We start from the raw sequence: 21,541 nt of genomic DNA on the forward strand, positions 1-21,541 counted from the left end.
TTATATCCATTTATCAATATAAAAATAAATAATATGAATGCTTTTTATATAAAACGAATTTTATGCCGATAGCTATATCAGCATACCATCTAATTTTGCAAAAGTAAATGAAAGTCCTATAAATTGTCCTATAAATTGTCAAGCCAAAATAGAAATGTCCTATTTTGTTGGAAACAGCCCTTTCTCTTTTGGGGTAACCTTTTCTTTTTGTTGATACTGTGTTGGCCTTTCGACGAGGGCATACGACAAGATATTGAAGGTCACGCGCACAATCGCAGATATTGACGGCAAGGATATCAAGAAGCACGCCACATCTCGGAGGCGACCTCCTACCGCAGCCTGGACAGGAATTTGTGGGATTAATTGCGCAGCAAATTATCCGAAAAAGTAGACTAGCCTTAAGCTTCGTATAATATAAAGACGTTAAATAATAAAGCTATCCACAGCCATATTTATGCAACAAAATTATACGAAAAAATGTTTCAAAACTACACCTCAACCCATGGAAAATCCTTAACAGTTAGGAATCGTTCTTTTATGCCCCAAAGAACTTTTGGGTGCTTAAAACATTCCTGTATCGGTATCTCCGGGATCTCTTTTTCCCCGAATGGATAGCGAATAAAAAAAGCATTGTATCCATATTTATTACACCCAACAAGGCGATAATTTTTTTTCTTTGCTAATTTTACTAAAGCAGGTAAAGACGCTCCGCAAAAATTCGGCATTCCACGGGTTAATGGGTACGTATATGCATTAAAATCGTCTTTATATGGAGCTGTTAACGCCTTATCCGGGCCGATTATATCTTGGTACTCAATTACAACAACTCTGGGGTTAATTACACTTATTGCTTCCCATATCCAGTAATCCATACCGTCCATATCTATTGATAAAAGATCTATTTCTCCCATAAAACCATTTTTCTTGATAATCTCATTGACATTATCCCGGGTTATCCAAGAATGTACAAAAACAGGAGGATATATCCAGGTATGTATATTTTTCTTGTAAAATTCTTGCCCTTCTTTGACTAGAGTCTCGTTACCGTCTACTAGCAGCCCATGCCATCCATGATTAATAATTAGATTTGCAGTATTGCATTCAATCCCATCTCCAGCACAAATCTCGACTGACTTTTTAATAGCCGCTCCAATTATTGAGAAAATATATAGCAGAATACCATCTTCATCTGTCTGAGAAAAAACTTTAAATCCAACCTCATCTATACCTGGGAGGCGATTTTTTGACTCGGCAAATAATTTATAAGCCAACTTTAATTGCAGCTGACAAACCGCGGAGGAGTAATTCTCTTGTTTAAGAAGAGGGGAAACTAAAAAGCCCCTAGCTTTACATGCTATCTTTTTTAATAAATTCATATTTTTTCTTTCTTTATTCTATCTATGTAGTTACAAAAATCTAGGATTGTTATATTTTTTTGCTATATTGATTTTATTCAAAATGCACTATTTTTATAAAAACTCCCTCGCCTTCCCTAACCATAGTAACTAGCTACTTACCGTAAAACATGATTATATACATATATGAGCTATATTTTATCACAAGTATATGATTATAGAAATAAATTTCTGATATGTGTCTGATATGTGTCAAGCCAAAATAGAAAAGCCAAAATAGAAATGATTTGACCTCGAAATGATCAAAGGGTATAATATGGACTTATAGCCCTGAAGAAGAAAGCATGAAATATCTTGCGATTTCAACGACCAAACATTAAAATACTGTCCAGCCTACTCGCAGCATGGGACTTACTCCAGAAAACCGGCGTAAGTGTCTATTATCTTATAATCTCATCAATCCTCGCGATAGTTTCCAGCATTTTTGAAGGCATCAGCGCGATCACTCTTATACCATTATTAAACGGGGTAATACATGTAGATTTTAGTTTCACTAAAGAAAATAAAGCATTTTCTTATCTTATTTATATATTTTCCGGCAATCTCAACCTTTCCAATACCGCTATATTCATAATCCTTTTAGTAATCGTTTTCCTATCGGCTGTGTTAAAAAATATTTTCCAATATCTCTCCGCTTTGAGTTTTTCATATTTTTCGTGGCAGTCAATTAATAAGTTACGTACGTCTATTTTTGACCGCTATCTCTCATTCGGAAAATTATTTTATGACCGATCAAGCGCGGGATACCTCCAAACTGTTATGCTGGATTATACAAACCAAATTTCCCAGAGGATGCTGCAAGCAAACGTAGCGTTGACTCAAATATTTCTGCTTGTCATATACTCTATTTTAATGATTTTCATATCATGGAAACTTACGTTAGTTATAATTATTATCTCCCCATTTTTTTACTTTGGCTCGCAATGGCTTATTGTAAAGATCAAGAAAAACTCCAACGCTTATACCGAATTTTACGCAGCTATGAGCCGCAAGCTGCAAAATGTTCTTTCCTGCATTCCGTTGGTTAAAGTCTATAACAACGAAGATGGAGAAAATAGGGATTTCATTCGCATAAATAATATTACTACAAAACTCGAGTTCGGCCTCGACAAGAAGTATTACCTGATCTTCCCCTTGCAGGAAGTAATCATGCTCTTTGTCATACTCCTTTTGGTATCCGCGATAGCTTTTATGGCGGCGAGGGGAAAACGCGACCTGGGTGAATTCCTTGTGTATTTCTATGTTTTAAAAAAATCCGTAACTGCAATAGGAGGGTTAAATACTTTCAGGGGATATATTTCAACGATAGACGGCCCTATTTCCGATATAATGAAAATGTTTGACAATAAAGATAAGTTCTTCGTATCAGACGGCTCGGAAGAATTTACCGGGCTTAAAGAAACTATCAGATTTAACCATTTGAAATTCTCTTATTTTGGTAACGAGAAAATGGTCCTGGAAAATATTAATTTTTCTATTAAGAATGGCTCTCTCACGGCGATAGTAGGTGAGACAGGAGCCGGCAAGACGACCCTGATAAACCTCCTTTTACGATTTTATGATTGTCCCCCATCGACTATTCTCATTGACAATGTAGACATTAGAAAATTTAGCACGAAATCTCTCATGTCCCATATGGCGCTAGTATCGCAGGAAGGATTGATATTCAACGATACTATACGGAACAACATAGTATACGGCTTGAAGGAGAAGGTGTCCGATAAAGACTTGAACGAGGCTATCGCGAAAGCTCGCCTAAGCAATTTTATCAACAGCCTCCCCGCCGGCCTGGATACGGTTATAGGTGACCGTGGCGTGAGGCTTTCAGGCGGCGAAAAACAGCGCCTCGCGATCGCAAGAATGCTTCTTAAGCCCGCGGACATAATCATCCTTGATGAAGCAACTAATGCACTGGATACGCAGACTGAAAAATTGATCGAGGAATCAATTTCAGAGTTGATAAAAAGTAGAACGGCGATCGTGATCGCCCATAGACTGTCCACCATAAAAAATGCCGACAAAATCGTAGTTATACAAAATAAAATATTGGCAGAAGAAGGCACATTGTCAGAATTGTTGGAAAGGAAAGGCGCGTTTTACCAATATTGGCAAGCACAAAAATTTTATTGAGCGTATGATACGAAAATCTTAGTAAGACCGGAAAGATAATCGCAGATTATCGGATCGATTATAACAATAAAAGATAGGGCACGATACTTTAAACCAATGAATAGGTAATATAAGACGTGGAAGATTGGCTTATACAAAAACAGAAAGACGCTATAAATAAAAAATTTGCCGATAATAAATCAATAGCGTTCGAAAGTAATTATTGCCATGACTATTTTCGAAAAATTCCATTATCGGCAGGAATAACATAATATGAAACCGCAGGATTTAACGGATTTTAAGGTGCTGGGTGTGCGTATAAATGCCGTCCAGATCCCGGATGTTATTGCCAGGATAGAAGATTGGATCAAGGAAAAGGCCGGATGCCATTTTATAGCTGTCACCAGCATGCACGGCATAGTAGAAGCCCAGCGTAATCCGGGCTTTAAACAAATTTTAAATTCAGCAGATATGGTCGTCCCTGACGGCGCGCCGCTCGTGTGGCTCGGCCGTATGAACGGGAAAGCGTTAAAACGTCGTGTTTATGGTTCAAAGCTAATGGATGCCTTCTGCCGGCAGACCGGAAAAAAATATAAACATTTCTTATACGGCGGAGCGCCGGGCACGCCTGAACTCCTGGCGAAGGTCCTGGGTAAAAATTATGGATCAAATATTGTAGGAACTTTCTCTCCCCCATTCCGGGCTCTTACGCCCGAAGAAGACTCCAAAATAATGGCCTTTATCAACAAAGCTCAACCTGACATAATATGGGTCGGATTGAGTACGCCTATACAAGAAGGATGGATGTACTCGCATAGAAATAAATTGAATGCTCCCGTAATGATTGGTGTAGGAGCGGCGTTCGATTTTCTGGCAGGGTTAAAGGCTCAAGCCCCCCGGTGGATGCGGGAACATGGTTTGGAATGGTTCTTCAGGCTTATCACAGAACCTGCGCGGCTCTGGCGCCGCTATTTGATCGGCGGTTCAAAATTTATCTACTATCTTATAATTGAACGACTGGGAATAAAAAATCCGAAAGGAGTCGGAAATGATAAAGAATAAAAAAATTCTGGTAACCGGGGCGGGCGGGTTCGTGGCGTCTCATCTGGCGCGGGAATTGTATGCTCAAGGTAATTTTGTAAGAGTAGCGGATATAAAATGGGACGGATATATAGATGAGCCTTACTATTCCGAAAAATTAACGCTTGATCTGAGAGATTCTAAAAATTGCCTGACAGCGACAAAAGGGATGGATTATGTTTTCAACCTGGCGGCAAATATGGGCGGCATAGGTTTCATTACCGAGGTTTGCGCGGATATCGTATATGACAATACGCTTATAAACGCGAATATGGCAAAGAGCTGCGTCGAAAATAAAATAAACCGTGTCTTCTTTTCCTCATCCGCATGCATATACCCTACATTTAAACAGGAAACGCCCGATGTCAAACCGCTCAAGGAAGAGGACGCGTACCCTGCGGATCCGGACAGTTTTTACGGCTGGGAGAAACTTTATGCGGAAAAGATATTCCAGGCATTTAAGCGGGATTATAAGCTTGATATACGCATAGCGCGGTTTCATAATATTTACGGCCCTGAGGGAACTTACGAAGGCGGCAGGGAAAAATCTCCCGCTGCCCTGTGTAAAAAAGTGGCGGATGCAAACAACCCAGGCGAAATAGAGATCTGGGGGGACGGCGACCAGACGCGCTCCTATTGCTATATCGATGACTGCGTTAAGGGATGCATCCTGCTTATGGAATCGGATCATATCGAGCCTTTGAATATAGGATCAGACAGGCTGATCTCCATTAATAAATTGGCGGATATGATCATAGCGATATCAGGTAAAAAGATAAGCAAAAAACATAATCTTTCCGCTCCGCAAGGCGTGAGAGGAAGGAACAGCGACAATACCAGATTGCGCCAGATCCTCGGGTGGGAACCGCAGATCACTTATGAAAAGGGTTTGGTAATAACATATAATTGGATAAAAAACCGGACTTCGAAAAAAGAAGCTGTTAAATCTAAGAACTAAGCCCATGTATACATCTCAAAGAAAAGTATTAACGTCGCTAAACATCCTCCTGGATAGCGCCATAGCGACATTATCCTGGTTCGCCGCGTTTATCTTAAAGGGCGCTATCGAGAAGGCCGGCCTCTACGACTTCAAAGGATTGACCGGCCATCAAAACTGGTCGGCGCTGATCCTGCTGTCAATTCCCCTTTTCCCTATCCTTCTCCGGCTGAATAAGCTATACCCCACAAACAGGCTGAGGCCGTTTTCGAAAGTCTGTATGGACGCGATAAAATCAACTGTAGAGCTGGTGATCATATTCGTCGCCTTTTCATTTTTCAGCAACGAATATCAATACAACCGTTCACTCATAGTATTGTACGGCGCCATACTTCCCGCCTTTTTCTGCCTGAAAGAATATTGGGCGAAGAAGATCTATCTGAAATATGGCAATGTTAAATCAGCCATTCTCATCGGAAAGGTCCACGACGTAGATCGCATCCTGGAAGAATTAAAGAACGAGGATCTGGGATTAAAGATCGAAGGAGTAATATACTTTAGTCATGGTGAAGCCGCTGAAAAAGAGCGTAAAGATAAAATTCCTGTGTTCGAAGAAGGCGTGAAAAATCTCGGCGATATACTCGAAAGGCTCAATATCGAACTTGTCATAACGGCCTCATATGAAGGGTTTGAGTCCGATGTGAGAAACATCCTGTTCCTGTGCGGCGAGAGAGGTGTAGAGGGCTGGATAAAACTTGCCCTGTTCGGCTTGCGTAGCGCCCGGCTCGACAGCGGGCGTATCGGCAATTCACACCTGCTGGTATTCAGCACAACTCCGCCCTACGACTGGCCGATATTCATCAAGACTCTCTTCGATTTTACCGTGGCGCTTATCTTCTTCCCCGTTTTCTGTTTTTTATACCTGCTGATAGGCATAGGTATAAAATTAAGCTCCCCCGGCCCCGTCCTTTTTAAACAAAAACGCGGCGGCCTGTACGGAAAACCGTTTATATTTTACAAGTTCAGGACCATGTATAATAACGCCGAGCAGAGACGTGAAGAGCTGCAAAAATTTAACATCATGAAAGGACCTGTCTTCAAGGTAAAAGACGATCCCCGCGTATTCCCATTCGGAAAATTTTTAAGGAGGACCAGTCTGGATGAGATCGCGCAAATAATAAATGTGCTAAAAGGCGAGATGAGTATAGTCGGCCCCAGGCCACTTCCTATGGTCGAGGTGAGCCAGATAAAGGGGTGGCAGAGGAGAAGGTTCAGCATGAAACCCGGCGTCACATGCCTCTGGCAGATCTGCGGAAGAAATAAGGTCTGCGATTTTACGGATTGGGCAAAGCTCGACCTGGAATATATTGACCATTGGTCCCTGCATCTTGACTTCTCGATATTCTTGAAGACTATTCCGGCAGTCTTAACGCGAAAAGGCGCCGAATAATAAATAGAATGGTATAAAAATAACCGCAAAATAGGAGGGAGACAATGGTAAAAACAGCCCGGGCATTGATTTTTTTAGGATTGGTCGGTTTAGTCGCGGGGGTATTATTACGGGTTACTATAGGCACCGAGATGATCAATCTGGGCATCACACAAATGAAGACGATAAGCGTCCTCGTATTTTCAAATTCTCTTATTCTCGCGGGGTTGGGGCTCAGTAAGCTGACGACCGGCTTATAATATTATTTGGAGTTTACTATCGATATCGAGTCGGTGACGGCAAGATTAATGATCTTCTTTTCTTTTGCGGGATTCCCGGAGTAATCCTGGACTACCATCACTATAGGTTTCAACGGTGAGCCCGGCTCTACCCCGATTACCCGCGCGATCTCTCCCGTATCCAGTTCGGCAAGAGTTCCTATAGGATACAGGGATAACGCGTTCAAGAGAGACCTCATCGTATCATGGTCAAAACTTCCTTTCAACGAACTCAGGAGAAGCTTTATCGTCTCGTGGGCGTTCCCCCCTTCGCGATACGGCCTGTCGTTAGTCAACGCGTCATAAGTGTCTACCAGCCCTATTATCTTCGCGTAATCGCTGATTTCATCCATCTTCAAACCGTCCGGGTAACCGCTGCCGTCCGTCCTCTCGTGATGCTCTATTATCGCGTCTTTAACGGTTTTACTGATATGCGGGATCCCGTCCAGGATTTCGATGCTGTCCGCGACATGCTTTTTTATTAACTCCAACTCTTTCTGGTCCAGCTTGTCCGGTTTAGAGATGATATCTTTATACCGGTCAAGGCCGATATCGCAGAACAGAGCCGCCTGGCCCAGCTGTCCCAGCCTGGACTTATTCAAGCCCATCTTTATACCTAAGAAAGACGCCAGGACGATCATGTTGGCTATATGATACGGTAAATAGTACCCTTCCCGCGTCTCGTATATCTCTTCCAGTATAGACTCCCCCGTGACAAGCTTATTGAAGAGCTCATCGAAAACAGCGTAAGCCTCCCGCATACAGGAGGCCATATCCCCCTTCTCCCTTGTCTTCTCAAGCAATTGGGACGCTGCCCGGACGATCCTTTCGTACAAAACGGCCATATCTTTTTTGGCTTCCGTATCTTCGTTCTTCATGGCGGATATTATCTTTTTTGACATAGACAGATAGTCCCTGTCTTTCTTTTTGTTTTCGAAATTATCTCCCCCGTCCCGGACACCGCCTGAACCGCCTATGAGATCAACCATTCTGGGCATACTGCGCGATCTCCATTGTCATATCATCACCGACCTTTTTCATGAAATCTATGTCGATATTTTTCAGCTCGCTGCCGAAACCCATAAAAAGCGCCATGTCGCAGATATTGTTGATCTTGCGGGGTATGCCTCCGGAATAATCGCAGATAGCGTCTACCGCGGACGGGGTGAATATCTCGGAGGCCCTGCCGGCCACATTCAAACGATGATTTACATATTTAGCCACCTCATCGCGGCCGAGCCCGGTCAGATGGTATGTCACCGCCAGCCTTTGCGCCAGCTGCGGCATGGTAGCGACTTTTTGGCGTAATTCCGGTTGGCCGATCAATACCAGGGTCACGAAAAAACGGTCATCATGCTGGAAATTGAGCAGGAGCCTCAATTCGTCGAACGTCTCTTTATGTTTAATTATCTGCGCCTCGTCCACTATGAGGACGGTCCGCTTATTCGCGCTGAAATTCTTATAAATCACGTTTTGGAATTCGTGTATCATCTGCGCTTTCGGCATTTTACGGTAATCGCCGGTAAGCTGGTAGAATATCTCCTGGATGAGCTGGGCGGAAGTCAGGTACGGGTGAGTCAGCAGGGCTACTTCGTATTCTTTGCCCTTGAGCAGGCCGTTTATCACGATACGGCTTAAGACCGTCTTGCCGGAGCCGTAGTCCCCGGTGAGCATTACAGCGCCTTTCCCCTCCCTGATGCCGTATAATATCCTCGCCAGCGCTTCTTCATGCCTGGAGGAGTAATACATGAATTTCGGATCGGGCGTGTTCTCGAAAGGCTTCTCTTTCAGCCCCCAATATGTCTCGTACATTTAAGTCGTCTTCCTGTTTGCGCCGGAGGCCGGTTTTGCCGCATTGGCGTAATATTTTCCCCCGTAGCTGTAATAAGGGGCCATGGTAAGTTTCGAGATGACGTTATTCAATATAAGGCCGTTTACTGTGCCTTTGCCCCTTATGTTCTCTATGTTCGATTTAGTCCTCCTAAGGGTAAGGCGGGAGGTAAAACCTACTTTGTACACTATCAGCACATCATCTACCATAGGTAATAAGACAGAGGTATCGCTTACCGATAAGATCGGGCATGTGTCCAGTATAACTATATCGTATTTTGGTTTAAAATATTCTATTATCTCTTTTATGCGTTCCGCGCCGAACATGTGCATACCGGTAGGCGCAATAGAACCGGCCGTCATAATATGTAAGTTATTAAGCCATGATTTTTTGAACATCTCCTCGGCATTTTGTTCCTGATCACTCAACATGATATCGGTGATATTCTTTATCACCGACTGTTCGGCTTCTTTAAGGTCGTTCTTCCCCGCTATTATATCGACGAATCCTTTGGATTTTTCAGGAAAGCCGAATAATTGATGGACTGAAGGCCTCCGTGAATCCGCGTCGATGAGAAGAGTCTTATATCCCATCTGCGCCATTAATGTCGCCAGGTTTGATGAGATCATGCTCTTCCCCTCCTGGGGCACGGCGCTGGTTATAAGCAACGTCTTGTTCTTAATGCGGCCGGCAGGTCCGCCTAAGATCGCCTGTATGTTCGTTCCGAGTATGCGGAAAGCTTCCTCGAATAACGGATCCACCGAATAGAAAGCCATTAAAAGACCTTTGGGGTTTATCCCAGCCGTAGATCGCTTCACTTTGAAGATGCGCTGCCGCCAGACCCCTTCTTTCACAGCGGACTTAGAGGCGCAGGGAATAATCCCGACCACTTTGATCTTGAGAAGATTCTCTATGTCTTCGACACTGTTGAAGGATGTCTCTACCACATGCTCGATAAAGAGCGGCACAGTTATCCCGGCCAGCGCTCCATATAATATGCCAAGCAAATAATGGATCAACGTCGGGAACGACTTCTTCTGCGGAGGTATCGCGTCCTCAACGAGGGAAATATTATCGATCACCTCAGCCTCTTTTATCTGGGCTTCCTGCAATTTCTGCTTTAAGTCGTTATATATCTGCTGATCAAGCGTTATATCCCTAAGCAGTGTGCTGTATTCAAACTCCTCTACCGGAAGTTTTTGCAATTCCTGTTTCATCTCTTCTATCTGCTGTCTTAAAGCCAGGACATCGGGATGCTTCTCCGTATATATATTCAAAAGATCCACCCGCTTCTGGTCGAGCTGGTCTATCTGTTTCCGAAGCGTTTCAGCAGTTCCGATGACTCCGGACGAAGTAAGCTGGCGCATCCTGCCCTCTTCTTTTTTCAGCTTCTCCGAAACCTCCTCCAGCGATTTTTTTATAAAGACGGCCACATTACGTTTCTGGAAATTTTTCTCGTTGAAGTTTATTTCTTTAAAAACTTCAAACATTTTATTCGCGATCCTGGCTGTCATGACGGGGTCGGTATCGGTCACTTCGAGTTCGATCAGGTTGCTTTTAGGGACGACGGTAGTCGAGATGTTCTTCATATAATCTTCGATCTTGCTGATATCCCTGCTTGTCACCAGCCCTAAGTCGACAAGGGTCTTCTCGATATTGGACCTGCTGGAGATCAATTTCGCGTAATCATAAAGCTCCTCCACGGTCGTGGCAACACGGCCGGTGGGCTGTTCCTGATATACTTGAGACGGTATTATAGCGCTGTAAGCGCTATCCACTTTGAATATAAGCCTGGCCTTATAAGTGGGCGCCTGCATCTTTAAAAAAAAGACCCAGCATATTACCGTAACAACGCAGACAACTATAGCCGTAAATCTACGACGGTAGATTATATCCAGGTAATCGTTCAAGTTTAGATTTGGGACGTCCATAATAAGATTATTGTTTGTCCAGTGGCTTTGTAAGTGTACGGTAATAAAAAGCCCCGTTAGAAGAATAATACGCGGCCTGCGCCCAAACATTGACATTTCTCATAAACTGCGTGAAGTCCGCGATAAAATGCCTGGGCACATAGACTATATCGCCGTTAGTCAGTAAAAGGGCCCTATCGACGCTTCCCTTGCGCAGAGCCTTAAATAAATCAACCCTCTTTACCTTCGGGTGATCGGTCAGGTTATCGCTTACTACTATGAGGCTTTCCATCTTTGCATCACGCGTGATATCGCCGGCCAACGCTATGGCGTCAACTATCGTTATCACTCCTTCATACGTATAGACGCCCGGATACTGGACCTCGCCGAGGATGATGATCTTATTTCCCGATATCTCCGATATCAGCACTGTGACATCCGGGACCCTGATATACAACGATAGTTTTTCCTTAAGGCTTGCTTGAAGCTGGTCGACCGTAAGCCCGATCGCCTTTATTTTTCCCGCCAGAGGATAATACAGATAACCGTCGGGATTTATCCTGACCTTCCGCGTAAGATTGGGATGGTTCCATATGCTGATCTCCAGCACATCACCTATGCACAGATAATACTCCTGCACCTGGGCGCTGTCGCCTACTATGGGAAACTGCCATCCCATAACGCGCGTGCCCCTATCCCTGAATCCTTGAGCGAATATCTGCGAAGAAAATAAAGCGGTTAATAATGACAGGACTATGTAGGTCTTAAATAGAGCTTTCATCCAGCCTCTTGGAAATGTTACACTAGATATAATATATAAATATTTAATTTGATTGTAACAAAAGTATATCACAAAGAAAATATTTAGTCAACGCCGCTATCCTTACTGGATCCTTACTGGACACGTCATCCTTATTTTTTTAAGTTTTTTTACAAAAAAACACATTTCTGTAATTTGTAGCTAAGGGATGAGGTGACAATACCGGAGGGAATAAGACATGTTTACGTCCGACAGTTTCAGAGAACATTGCTTCGTTGACGGCAATTACGGAAAAGCCTCTGCTTTCAACGGTTTTAGAAAAATCACTCCCAAAGATCCTAAGATGGTCCCATTGGCCAAAATACTTTATCCTGTCTTTCGGCGTAACGATAGCCGGGTCTTCAAAAGTCAACTCCAGATTATCTTTCTGCGGCACAGTGAAAATAGCGTTGCCGTTCGGGGATAATATCCTGTGCACTTCTTCGATGGCTTTTTTGTAATCGGCCACATGTTCCAGGACATCGAATGCAATTACAGAATCGAATGCTCCTTCTTTAATTTCCGGCATATTGGAAATATCAATTTTATAGTCGCAATCATCCCGCAAAAGATCAGCCGTAGAATAGCGGGACGATATACTCTTCAATATCCCGCTTATTGCGTCCTCGGGGGCAAAATGCAGTATCCTTTTATCCCGCACTGTATTTTCAAACGGTATATTACCGGTATTTTGAATAGCGGCAATGAACAGCCTTTGTCTGACACTGGTATGACATACCGGACAATTGACATATTTATGCCACGGATCGCTTAGAAAACGACGGCCGCTCCAACCACAAATATTGCATTGTATTTTTTTAGGATAGGATAGAAAAGCGGCCTCAACATCGGACCCCGCTTTTTTTACAAAGGATATCAACATCTTCACCGGCAAAAGCTTACGAGTACTTATCACTTTCTATTCCTCCGCAACTGCTATAAAAAACGTAAAGGCTTTTTTAAACATTCCACTTGCTCGGCGGATCTAACAGCAAAATTATTAGCAGAGGAACGAATATTATGAGCATCGCGCTCATGACGAATATCTCGTGCGGGAATTTCTGCGTCGGCAAAAGGAGCATGATCGCGATACCAACGGTCGGGATCAGCAGGAATGTCACGAGGAACCACCAGGCGGATTTACTTCCTTTGTTGATCTTATCCGCGGATAAGAGCAGGATCGCCATGATCAATGTATAGGTCACCAGTTCACCCCTCTCCATCGCCAATATCGCAAGTAAAACGACTACTGCGGCGATCGCCAGCCACTTTATTATGACGCCGGCCGCCATCGTAATCTTTTTCATCCTTGCTCCCCCTTTCATGTTATGGAACGGATTTGTCTGTATCCATATCCCTGCTGATAATATAAATTATAACGGCATCCAAGTAAAATGCAAAACTCACGCTATGGTTAAATGCGATCTCAAAAACTTTTCTGTCGCTTTTATCGTTTCCTCTTTTGCTTTAGCCGGACTTTGGGCTATCCACATTGTGAAGTTGTAAAGCTCCTGTGTATCCACCGAGAGCCATTTCCTGTTTTTATGCAGGACCACAAACAATGTCGTCATAGCTATGCGCTTATTACCGTTTTGGAACGGATGATTTTTCACCATGAGATAGAAAAGGACAGCTGTCTTTGAAGACAGGTCATGATAGGGCGATCTTCCGCCAAACGTCTGGAACGGCGCGGCAAAACAGCTTTCCAGGATATTGGGAAAACGCGTTGAAAAATCCGGTATAGGCTCATTGAAAGACATCATCTCCTGCGCAAGACGGAACGCCACATATTCTATCTCTTTTATCGTTACGGTCTTCATCACATATTACCCAGCATCTTCAGCGTATCTCCGTATTCCCTCACGGTCTTCCTTACAGCCGCGTCTATCTCTTTTTTCTGGCTATCTTTAAGCGTTCTGCCCAATATGCTGTCTAAATACTTGCGGGGTATGGCAAAGCTCCGCCCTATACGTATGGCCTTTATCTGGCCCTTCTTGACCTTTTTATAAACGGCTATCCTGCTTATACCAAGTATACCGGCAAGCTGTTGTATACTGATGAACCCATTTACCGCCATATGGCGCCTTTCGTTAACTTCATTCATATAGGTTAACAATTGTTAAGCTATATAGATAAAGTTAACATACAATCACTGAAAATGCAAATAATTATCGCTCTGCCGCTCCGGTCTCTTTTTTTAACGCGCCAAGCGCGCCGTCGTAATCTGGCCCGGAGCTCAGCTCTTTTACGATCTGCGCATATTTAACAACGTCATCTTTCCCTATAATGAATATCGCCCGGGCGAGCAATCTCAACTCTTTTATAAGCACCCCGTAATTCTGACCAAAGCTTGCGTCCCGGTGGTCCGACAATGTCTTCACTTTCTTGATATCGAATTCCTGGCAAAAACGCTTCTGCGCGAACGGCAGGTCCATGCTGATAAATATGATCGCTACGTCTTTCGAGACCTTTGCTGCCTCGTCGTTAAAACGCTTTATCTCGGTATCGCAGACAGGCGTATCGAGCGACGGGACGGAGGCTATGAGTTTGATCTTTCCGCTAAAATCTGAAAGGCCCTTCGTTTCCATATCCTGCGAAAGCGCCTGAAACGCCGGGGCCTTCTGTCCGGGGCTGATCGCCGGGCCCTCAAGCGTTAAACCCTCCCCCTTCATCGTAATGACTTCTTTTCTTTCCACGATAAACCTCCTCTTATTTTTCTACCGGTATCTCTTTTTTAATGAACCATGCCTTGACAGGCGCGGCCTTGTCTCCCTGGATCTCAACCTTTCCGCCCTTGACCGTTCCTCCTGTGCCAAGGAGCGTCTTCAACTCCCTGGCAATGTCATCCAACCGTTTTGCCCCATAAGTATGCAGTCCGGCTATGACAGTGACGGACTTACCCATTCTCTTCTCTAAATATATCTTCGGTTTCGGCGATCTCGGATTATTTTTCATCATAAAAATTCAATGTCGGCAACCTTCTCCTTGAACTTGCCGGACCATTCGGGATTTGTATCCAGTATCGGCAGTTGAAAAGCTTTTGAACTGCCCGGCTTCACGGAATTGGGCTTATCTTTGGTTCCCAGTATAGGCGCTATCGTACCCTCGGCGATACACCGGTCATTTTTATCAAAATAATAGACGGCCAGCGTCAATTTGATCACGGTCTTATCTCCGGCGTTATTGATCGTCCCGTAGAAATATTTTGTCGCCGCCGAGGACTTTAAGTCCGTTTCTTCCAGTGTCCCGATATCTGTGACGGTAATATACTTCTTAACATAATCCGCCTTAGCGGGATCTCTCTTCAACTCCGAACTGACGCTTTTATCATACTTAATAGCCGAAGCGCCTTTTAGAAAATTGGAAGTTCCGATAAATATTAACACTAAGAAAACGAGCGCCCCTATGCCGCCCAGTAATATCAATAATAAATTCTTATATTTTTTTACATCATCGGCCGGTTTTTTAATAAATTCTCCGCAATACCGGCATTTGATCGCGTCCGCCTGTATCTCCTCGGCGCAAAACGGGCATTTTCTCATTTGTCCGGAATATTTTTTTAACCCGGCATGCAGGACCTTGCCTTGCTCCTCTATGGTTTTTGCGGTATTATCGACGGAAGCGGCGCGTTCCAAAGGTTCAAAACAATATTCACAGGCCGGCGAATACTTATTGGTCTCTTTGCCGCATTTAGTACAAATTATCAGATCGCTCACTATCTATTCTCCCTCTTTGGTTATCGGGGTCCCAATCTCCGGAATCTCAACTATCCATCTTCGGCCATACTAAATCATACTTAACGCTCCGGCCCTTGCCGGGCAGCTGACGCAGTAATTTTTTATCGACCATATCCGCTATTTCACGAAACGCCGTAGCGCGGCTTACCCCGGCGATGCTCACATATTTGCGCGTTGTCAGGCCTCCGGTAAAATTTCCGGGACCCGCCTCGAGGATCCGGTTCAACACTTTCTTCTGCCGCTCGCCAAGTCCGATTTGGGCATGCTGATTCCAGAAATCGACCCGCGCGAATATGTTGGCGATGATACTCTGCGAGTGCTCGATAGACGCGGTAACGCATTTAATGAACCATAGATACCACTGCGTCACATCGATCCTGCATCTCTGGACGTCTTCGAGGATCTTATAATATGCATTCCTCATCTTCATGATCTCGGAAGAAACACTGTAAAACCTGACTTTCAACTTCTCGTCATGGGCCAAAGCCATATCGGTCAGGGCCCGCGCCAACCGGCCGTTGCCGTCTTCGTAAGGATGTATCGTTACAAAACGCAGATGCGCGCTTGCCGCGCGCAGTATACCGTCCATGGTGTCGGATGAAGAATTCCACCACTTCAGGAATGATCTCATTTCTTCGTCGAGCCGCTGCCTTGGCAAGGCTTCAAAATGCACTTTTTCTTTGCCGATGGGGCCGGATACTATCTGCATAAGCTCACCGCCCCTCAGTCTTCCCACCCTGATCTTCCTCAATCCCGAATGCCCGGATGGAAATAGCGCGGCATGCCAGCCGTTCAACCGTTCCAACGTCAAAAGTTTGTCGTGAAAGCGCACGGCATCCAGCAGGACATCTACGAGCCCTTCAACATTGCGGTCGTGCGCACCCACACCCCTGGGCAGGCCAAGCTTAACGGCAACCGAGGAACGGACCGCGCTGCGGTCAAGCCTCTGCCCTTCGATCTCCGCGGTCCGGACGGTCTCTTCTACCAATATATCGGCTTGGGCTTCGGTCTCAAGCTTAATGCCAAGGGACACTACACGGCCCAAGAGCTTCCCCTGCAAAACCCTCAATTCTCCCAGTGGTTTAAGCAGGCGGGCCTTGTCATATTTAAAATCGAACCAGTTTTTGCGTTCCCATATATACTTCATTTTTTGCCTTATGCGGTTGAAGCGATTAGATGGGCTAATCGCTTCATAATATGATACAATTATATCACATATTGCCTCATCGGGCAAATTTATTTTCGTCCATGCCTTTATCTATTGATATGCATTATAGCGGCGTTCAGATAAAATGCGAAGCTCACCCAAAATATGTACGGCATCAGCAGGTAAGCCGCGGACTTCGAGACCCGATAAAAAAGCGCTATGGTAAGCACTATCGCGCTCCATAAAAGCGCTATGACAGCCAGGCCTAACACAGGCGACCTCATTCCGAAGAACGCGAATGACCACAGGAAATTTAAGAGCATCTGCGCCCAAAAAACATAAAGCGCTGTCCTCGCGAGCTTGTCGCGCGCGCCCTTGTGCCACACCAGAGCCGCGGCTGTCCCCATCATAGTGTAAAGCACGGTCCATACCGGCGCGAATACCCATGACGGCGGATTGAGCGGCGGTTTCTTCAGGTAAGCATACCACATGCCGATAGAATCACCCATTGATAATGAGCTGATAAACCCGCCGACAAGGCAGGCGGCGATACAGATCATGATCTTGACTGCCATATCACCTCATATGTATTGTCCCCAAATAAAAAAACCGGGTCACGCCTTGCGCCCGGTTTGGATCAATATGCGGTTTGTGCTCTCATTAGCTTATGGCCCCTTACTGGGCGTTATTATACCATTGTGGCAACATTCCGGGCAACTCATTTTAAGGTTATGGCGGGAGGGGTGATTAGGGAGAGGTGGAAGACCTTTGCAGACCTACGAGCACGAATCACTTAAACTCGTTCGACCTCGTAGGCCGTGAGCAGGCGAATGGCCTCGGAACTTTTACTTTCATTCACGCCTTCTTTCTGGTATACTGCCCGTAAGCATTTCTTTTTTACAAAACGGTTGTTTATCCAACTTCATTTTTTTATGCGGGGAAATTATTCGTTTGAAAGGATGAGCGCTAAACTATGAAAAGTATTCTAATAACCGGAAGCGCCGGGCTGGTAGGATCGGAGTCGGCGCTGCATTTCGCAAGTAAAGGACACACGATAATCGGAATAGATAACGATATGCGGGCGAAGTTTTTTGGGCCCGATGCGTCTACCCGCTGGAGTCTTCGTAATTTGCAAAAAGAGCTTGGCGGAAGATACAGCCATTTCAATGTTGACATACGAGATAAGAAAAAGTTGGGAGAGATATTTAAGTCAAGGTACAGGAATATCAAGGCCATAATCCACACGGCGGCGCAACCTTCACACGACTGGGCTGCAAGAGATCCGGAGACGGATTTTTCTGTCAATGCGGTCAGCACGTTAAATCTTCTTGAACTTGCCAGAAGATATTGCCCTGAAACGCCTTTTGTCTTCATGTCAACAAACAAGGTGTATGGAGACCTCCCGAATCGACTTCCGCTCATAGAAAAAAAGACGCGGTGGGAATTGGCTAGAGGGCACAAGTATTGCGATGGCATAGATGAAACGATGAGTATAGATCAATCCAAACATAGCCTGTTTGGCGCATCTAAGATAGCGGCTGACGTCCTTGTGCAGGAATATGGAAGATATTTCAACATGCCCACGGTATGTTTCCGTGGAGGCTGCCTTACAGGGCCAAACCATTCCGGTACGATATTGCATGGATTTTTGTCTTATCTTATGAAGTGCGCTGTAACCGAAAAAGAGTATTTTATATTCGGATACAAAGGTAAGCAGGTGCGTGATAATATACACAGCCATGACCTCGTCAGAATGTTTGATGAGTTCATAAAGAGGCCAAGGCGGGCAGAGGTGTATAATACGGGCGGTTCCAGATTTAGCAATTGTTCTATGATAGAGGCCATAGCTTTATGTGAGGAAATAGCGGGAAATAAGGTCAAGACAAAGTATTGTACAAAAAATAGAGAAGGTGACCATATTTGGTATATTTCAAATGTTAATAAATTTAAGATGGACTATCCTAAATGGAATTACGAGCATGGTATAGAAGCGATTCTTGCGGAGATATATACGAAGAACAGGGATAGATGGATAAAAGAGAAGAGTTAGAATTCCCGCGGCGATTGAATGTTCTGGGAGCTAACGTGAGCCGAGTTGACTACGAGAGCGCCGTTAAGATAATCATGTCGGCCGCTAAAAAACGCGCAAGCATCGGTGTAACAGCGCTTGCTGTACATGGAGTAATGGAGGGTTATTTCAACAAAGAGTTTTTAGGTCAGCTAAACAGTCTTCATATGCTCAATCCTGATGGCCAGCCGGTACGATGGGCGTTAAATTTTCTTGGCGCTAAAGAGTTAAAGGACAGGGTATATGGACCGACTTTAATGCTGAAGATATGTGAAAGTGCTGAGCGGGAGAAGCTGCCGATATACATATACGGCAGCAGGGAAATTGTGTTGAAAAATTTGGTAGACAATCTAAAGGCTAAATATCCGGATCTCATAATAGTAGGGGCCCAAGCGGATAGATTTAGAGATGCTACGACAGAGGAAGACGTTACAGACATAGCCGCCGTCAACAATTCTGGCGCTCGTATAGTATTTGTGGGCCGCGGCTGCCCGCGTCAGGAAAAATGGATTGCGCAACATATCGGCACGATAAATGCTGTCATGATCGGCGTTGGTGCCGCGTTCGATTTTCATGCCGGGATATTAAAGCAGGCTCCGAAATTTATGCAGGACCATGGGCTTGAGTGGATATATCGGCTTTTGAAAGAACCAACACGCTTATGGAAACGGTATTTAATCCTCAATCCGTTATTTGTCATACTGTTCACCGCACAGCTAATAAAAAGAAAATTCTAATAATTGTAGACGTCCTATTTTTGGTACAGCCTATAGAGTGTACCTTTTTAGCTGTATGTACTTTCATAGCCTTATAGCCCCTTATCTGGCGCCATTGTATCACTACAGCGACATTCCGGACAACTCATTTTAAGGTTATGGCGGAAACCTATCCCATATATGTAAAAACAAAAAAGACCCTCAACTCCGGGGGTCTTTTTGTAGGTGATAGGCCTGATGGCTTCCGCTATCGCTCCATCTCCTCCATTTATATCTTACGCGGCGCCCTCCTTGTTCTCAGGCGCCGAATCTTTCGCGGGAATATTCCATCCGCAGACCGTACACATCTTGCATGAATGATCGATCTCATCAATATGTTTGCCGCAACTCGTGCATTTCATATTCATCTCCTTTATTATGATATTCCTATTTTTAAACCTTTTTACTAAGTAGAGAAAAAAAATACGCCGCTACAAAACTGCTCCAACAACAATTGAAGTATACCCTATGAAATCATAATTGGCAAGGCCTGGAAGCCTACTATTTTTTTTCTAACTTCAGCAGTTCTTTGGATACGGCCACCGCGCGTTCGACAAGGTCTCCGGCTTGCCGCTTAAGTTCTTTACTCGACGCGACATAATTTACGTTATTGTCCATGTCCTCGGCCTCCCAACCGCGGCTATGCGCTATAAAGGGGTTCCGGGGAAACAAGAATCCGAGCTCACTGAAGAACATCATCATGTTCCCCGCGACTGCCTGGACGTTATCCTGGCCTCCGGTGATTATAAAAGCCGCGACCTTATCCTTTATGAGCGGCTTATTGTGGATGAGGATCTGGTTCTCTACGCAATTCAACCGCTCGGCCATCTTATAATACAGCGAACTCGCGTTCCCCCAGCGGATCGGAGTAGCGATGATAACGACGTCCGCCCAAAAGACGAGCGCCTCATATACCTGGACCAGCTGGTCTTTCTCATCGATCTGCGTAAAGGTGCACGGCCATGTGCAGGCCCTTTCGTCTATCGAATAGAAACCGCCGCAATGGTTGAACTTCAAATCTCTAAGTTTTATCAGCTTCGTTTCCGCCTTTAACTTCGAACGTGCATGCGCCAGCGCCGCGTTAAGCAGGTCTTCGGATGTGGAATACCTCGGCAGGCTTTTGCTCATAGGCGTCGTTGAAATTCCGGCTACCCTGATCGGGCCCTTCTCCCGTTTTACTTCCCGGGACAGGGGATGTACGGGATGGGGATATTCGACTCTCTTGTTCGATGGTTTTAAATTTATGAAGAGGCGGCCGGACTTTTCTTTTACCTCATGCCTGGGAAGACAGGCCTTCTCAAATGGGGGCTTGGCATGGCCGGTCTTTCTGTGGTACGTCCATCCGTGCCAGGGGCATATGACATAATCGCCGTCCATCCTGCCTTTGCCCAAAGGGCCTTTTTCATGATTACACTCTCCCGACACCGCGGTGAATTCACCGTCCTTATAAATAAGCGCGATCCGGGTCTTCCCGGCGATAACTTGCCGGAGCGCTTTTTTCTTCAATTCCTTGACAGGCCCGGCATTGATCCAATTTTTATCCGGCATAGGATCTCCTAATCTATTTCGTATATTCCGGCTACCCGGGCGGTGATCTTAATAGGATCAATTTTCGCCTGACTAAGTCAGTGGCAAAAATTGGCGGCGTCGAAGCCAGAGGCTTCGGCATCCGCCATCATTTTCATGAGAAAATGATGGCGGTGTGTTCTCGAGTCAGTTCGAACATATTTTAGGGGGTTCCCCCTAAAATAACCGCCCATAAACTATCAACCCTGCTCGGCATCGTCCCGCCCTAACCCTAACCACAGGCGGGACTTTCGCGTCCTCGCTCCACAAGCTACAACACGAAAAACCGTACGCCCCTACAGGCTCGTCCGCACCCGCCTGCTACAACCTAAAATGATCTCGTGGACGGCGGGTTGCCGAGCCACCCACGCGAAAAGACTCGAGAGCGAAAGGCAAATTTTGGGGCGCGGCAAAATTTGCCTTTCGCCCAATGACTCAAAATAGTTATGCTAAGCCTGCCGAGCCATCAAGAATACCTAA

22 protein-coding genes and 2 pseudogenes are annotated in these 21,541 nt (G+C 45.0%); 8 read left to right on the forward strand and 16 right to left on the reverse strand.

Annotation, left to right across the window (positions count from 1 at the left end; all coding sequences use genetic code 11):
• The first annotated feature begins 220 nt into the window (after nt 1-220).
• A pseudogene (locus tag WC592_04515) lies at nt 221-363 on the forward strand (ATP-binding protein).
• A 125-nt stretch (nt 364-488) separates the two neighbouring features.
• Here WC592_04515 and WC592_04520 read toward each other — a convergent pair.
• Nucleotides 489-1,376 carry a hypothetical protein gene (locus tag WC592_04520; protein ID MFA4981715.1) on the reverse strand — a complete coding sequence of 296 codons (888 nt, stop codon included), beginning with the start codon at nt 1,374-1,376 and terminating at the stop codon, nt 489-491.
• A 333-nt stretch (nt 1,377-1,709) separates the two neighbouring features.
• On the opposite strand from WC592_04520, the gene WC592_04525 reads away from it, so the two are divergent.
• The 5 genes from WC592_04525 (at nt 1,710) to WC592_04545 (ending at nt 7,230) form a co-directional block, all read left to right on the forward strand.
• The gene (locus WC592_04525) at nt 1,710-3,545 is read left to right on the forward strand and encodes an ABC transporter ATP-binding protein (protein ID MFA4981716.1); all 1,836 of its coding nucleotides are present in this window, start codon (nt 1,710-1,712) and stop codon (nt 3,543-3,545) included.
• A 252-nt stretch (nt 3,546-3,797) separates the two neighbouring features.
• The gene (locus tag WC592_04530; protein MFA4981717.1) at nt 3,798-4,586 is read left to right on the forward strand and encodes a WecB/TagA/CpsF family glycosyltransferase; all 789 of its coding nucleotides are present in this window, start codon (nt 3,798-3,800) and stop codon (nt 4,584-4,586) included.
• The gene (locus WC592_04535; GenBank protein MFA4981718.1) at nt 4,573-5,562 is read left to right on the forward strand and encodes an NAD-dependent epimerase/dehydratase family protein; all 990 of its coding nucleotides are present in this window, start codon (nt 4,573-4,575) and stop codon (nt 5,560-5,562) included. Before WC592_04530 ends, WC592_04535 begins: the two co-directional genes overlap by 14 nt.
• Before the next feature lie 4 nt (nt 5,563-5,566).
• Entirely contained in the window at nt 5,567-6,991 is a 1,425-nt protein-coding gene (locus tag WC592_04540) for a sugar transferase (protein MFA4981719.1), read from the forward strand.
• Nucleotides 6,992-7,035: 44 nt separating this feature from the next.
• Entirely contained in the window at nt 7,036-7,230 is a 195-nt protein-coding gene (locus tag WC592_04545) for a hypothetical protein (protein MFA4981720.1), read from the forward strand.
• 2 nt (nt 7,231-7,232) lie between these two features.
• On the opposite strand, the gene WC592_04550 is transcribed toward WC592_04545, so the two are convergent.
• The 13 genes and pseudogenes from WC592_04550 to WC592_04610 all read right to left on the reverse strand — a co-directional run bounded on the left by WC592_04550 (nt 7,233) and on the right by WC592_04610 (nt 17,247).
• On the reverse strand, nt 7,233-8,246 hold the full coding sequence (locus WC592_04550) for an HD domain-containing phosphohydrolase (GenBank protein ID MFA4981721.1): 1,014 nt from the start codon (nt 8,244-8,246) through the stop codon (nt 7,233-7,235).
• The gene (locus WC592_04555) at nt 8,230-9,060 is read right to left on the reverse strand and encodes an AAA family ATPase (protein MFA4981722.1); all 831 of its coding nucleotides are present in this window, start codon (nt 9,058-9,060) and stop codon (nt 8,230-8,232) included. The genes WC592_04550 and WC592_04555 overlap by 17 nt, the downstream gene beginning before the upstream one ends.
• Complete coding sequence (locus WC592_04560; GenBank protein ID MFA4981723.1) at nt 9,061-11,010, reverse strand: AAA family ATPase; 1,950 nt, start codon at nt 11,008-11,010, stop codon at nt 9,061-9,063.
• Nucleotides 11,011-11,017: 7 nt separating this feature from the next.
• On the reverse strand, nt 11,018-11,770 hold the full coding sequence (locus WC592_04565; protein ID MFA4981724.1) for a polysaccharide biosynthesis/export family protein: 753 nt from the start codon (nt 11,768-11,770) through the stop codon (nt 11,018-11,020).
• Between the two features lie 139 nt (nt 11,771-11,909).
• Nucleotides 11,910-12,704 carry a methyltransferase domain-containing protein gene (locus WC592_04570; protein MFA4981725.1) on the reverse strand — a complete coding sequence of 265 codons (795 nt, stop codon included), beginning with the start codon at nt 12,702-12,704 and terminating at the stop codon, nt 11,910-11,912.
• A 43-nt stretch (nt 12,705-12,747) separates the two neighbouring features.
• Complete coding sequence (locus tag WC592_04575) at nt 12,748-13,095, reverse strand: hypothetical protein (protein ID MFA4981726.1); 348 nt, start codon at nt 13,093-13,095, stop codon at nt 12,748-12,750.
• Between the two features lie 96 nt (nt 13,096-13,191).
• The gene (locus WC592_04580) at nt 13,192-13,608 is read right to left on the reverse strand and encodes a type II toxin-antitoxin system death-on-curing family toxin (GenBank protein ID MFA4981727.1); all 417 of its coding nucleotides are present in this window, start codon (nt 13,606-13,608) and stop codon (nt 13,192-13,194) included.
• The gene (locus tag WC592_04585; GenBank protein MFA4981728.1) at nt 13,608-13,892 is read right to left on the reverse strand and encodes a helix-turn-helix domain-containing protein; all 285 of its coding nucleotides are present in this window, start codon (nt 13,890-13,892) and stop codon (nt 13,608-13,610) included. Before WC592_04585 ends, WC592_04580 begins: the two co-directional genes overlap by 1 nt.
• Nucleotides 13,893-13,956: 64 nt before the next feature.
• A complete protein-coding gene (tpx, locus tag WC592_04590) occupies nt 13,957-14,484 on the reverse strand; it encodes a thiol peroxidase (GenBank protein MFA4981729.1) in 528 nt (175 codons plus the stop codon).
• 13 nt (nt 14,485-14,497) lie between these two features.
• Nucleotides 14,498-14,746: a hypothetical protein gene (locus WC592_04595; GenBank protein ID MFA4981730.1), complete on the reverse strand. Its 249-nt coding sequence runs from the start codon at nt 14,744-14,746 to the stop codon at nt 14,498-14,500.
• A gap of 488 nt (nt 14,747-15,234) precedes the next feature.
• Nucleotides 15,235-15,330 (reverse strand): annotated as a pseudogene (locus WC592_04600) (zinc ribbon domain-containing protein).
• A 220-nt stretch (nt 15,331-15,550) separates the two neighbouring features.
• Nucleotides 15,551-16,672 (reverse strand): Fic family protein, encoded by a 1,122-nt coding sequence (locus tag WC592_04605; GenBank protein ID MFA4981731.1) that lies wholly within the window; start codon nt 16,670-16,672, stop codon nt 15,551-15,553.
• Between the two features lie 107 nt (nt 16,673-16,779).
• Entirely contained in the window at nt 16,780-17,247 is a 468-nt protein-coding gene (locus tag WC592_04610) for a TspO/MBR family protein (protein ID MFA4981732.1), read from the reverse strand.
• Between the two features lie 398 nt (nt 17,248-17,645).
• On the opposite strand from WC592_04610, the gene WC592_04615 reads away from it, so the two are divergent.
• Complete coding sequence (locus tag WC592_04615) at nt 17,646-18,722, forward strand: NAD-dependent epimerase/dehydratase family protein (GenBank protein MFA4981733.1); 1,077 nt, start codon at nt 17,646-17,648, stop codon at nt 18,720-18,722.
• A complete protein-coding gene (locus WC592_04620; protein ID MFA4981734.1) occupies nt 18,701-19,477 on the forward strand; it encodes a WecB/TagA/CpsF family glycosyltransferase in 777 nt (258 codons plus the stop codon). Before WC592_04615 ends, WC592_04620 begins: the two co-directional genes overlap by 22 nt.
• Nucleotides 19,478-19,731: 254 nt before the next feature.
• Here the strand turns inward: WC592_04620 and WC592_04625 are convergent, their stop codons facing one another.
• A complete protein-coding gene (locus tag WC592_04625; protein MFA4981735.1) occupies nt 19,732-19,857 on the reverse strand; it encodes a hypothetical protein in 126 nt (41 codons plus the stop codon).
• Between the two features lie 139 nt (nt 19,858-19,996).
• On the reverse strand, nt 19,997-21,043 hold the full coding sequence (locus WC592_04630) for a Rieske 2Fe-2S domain-containing protein (GenBank protein MFA4981736.1): 1,047 nt from the start codon (nt 21,041-21,043) through the stop codon (nt 19,997-19,999).
• Between the last annotated feature and the right edge of the window lie 498 nt (nt 21,044-21,541).

This window comes from Candidatus Omnitrophota bacterium, from assembly GCA_041648975.1.
GTDB lineage: Bacteria > Omnitrophota > Gorgyraeia > 2-01-FULL-45-10 > 2-01-FULL-45-10 > JAQUSE01.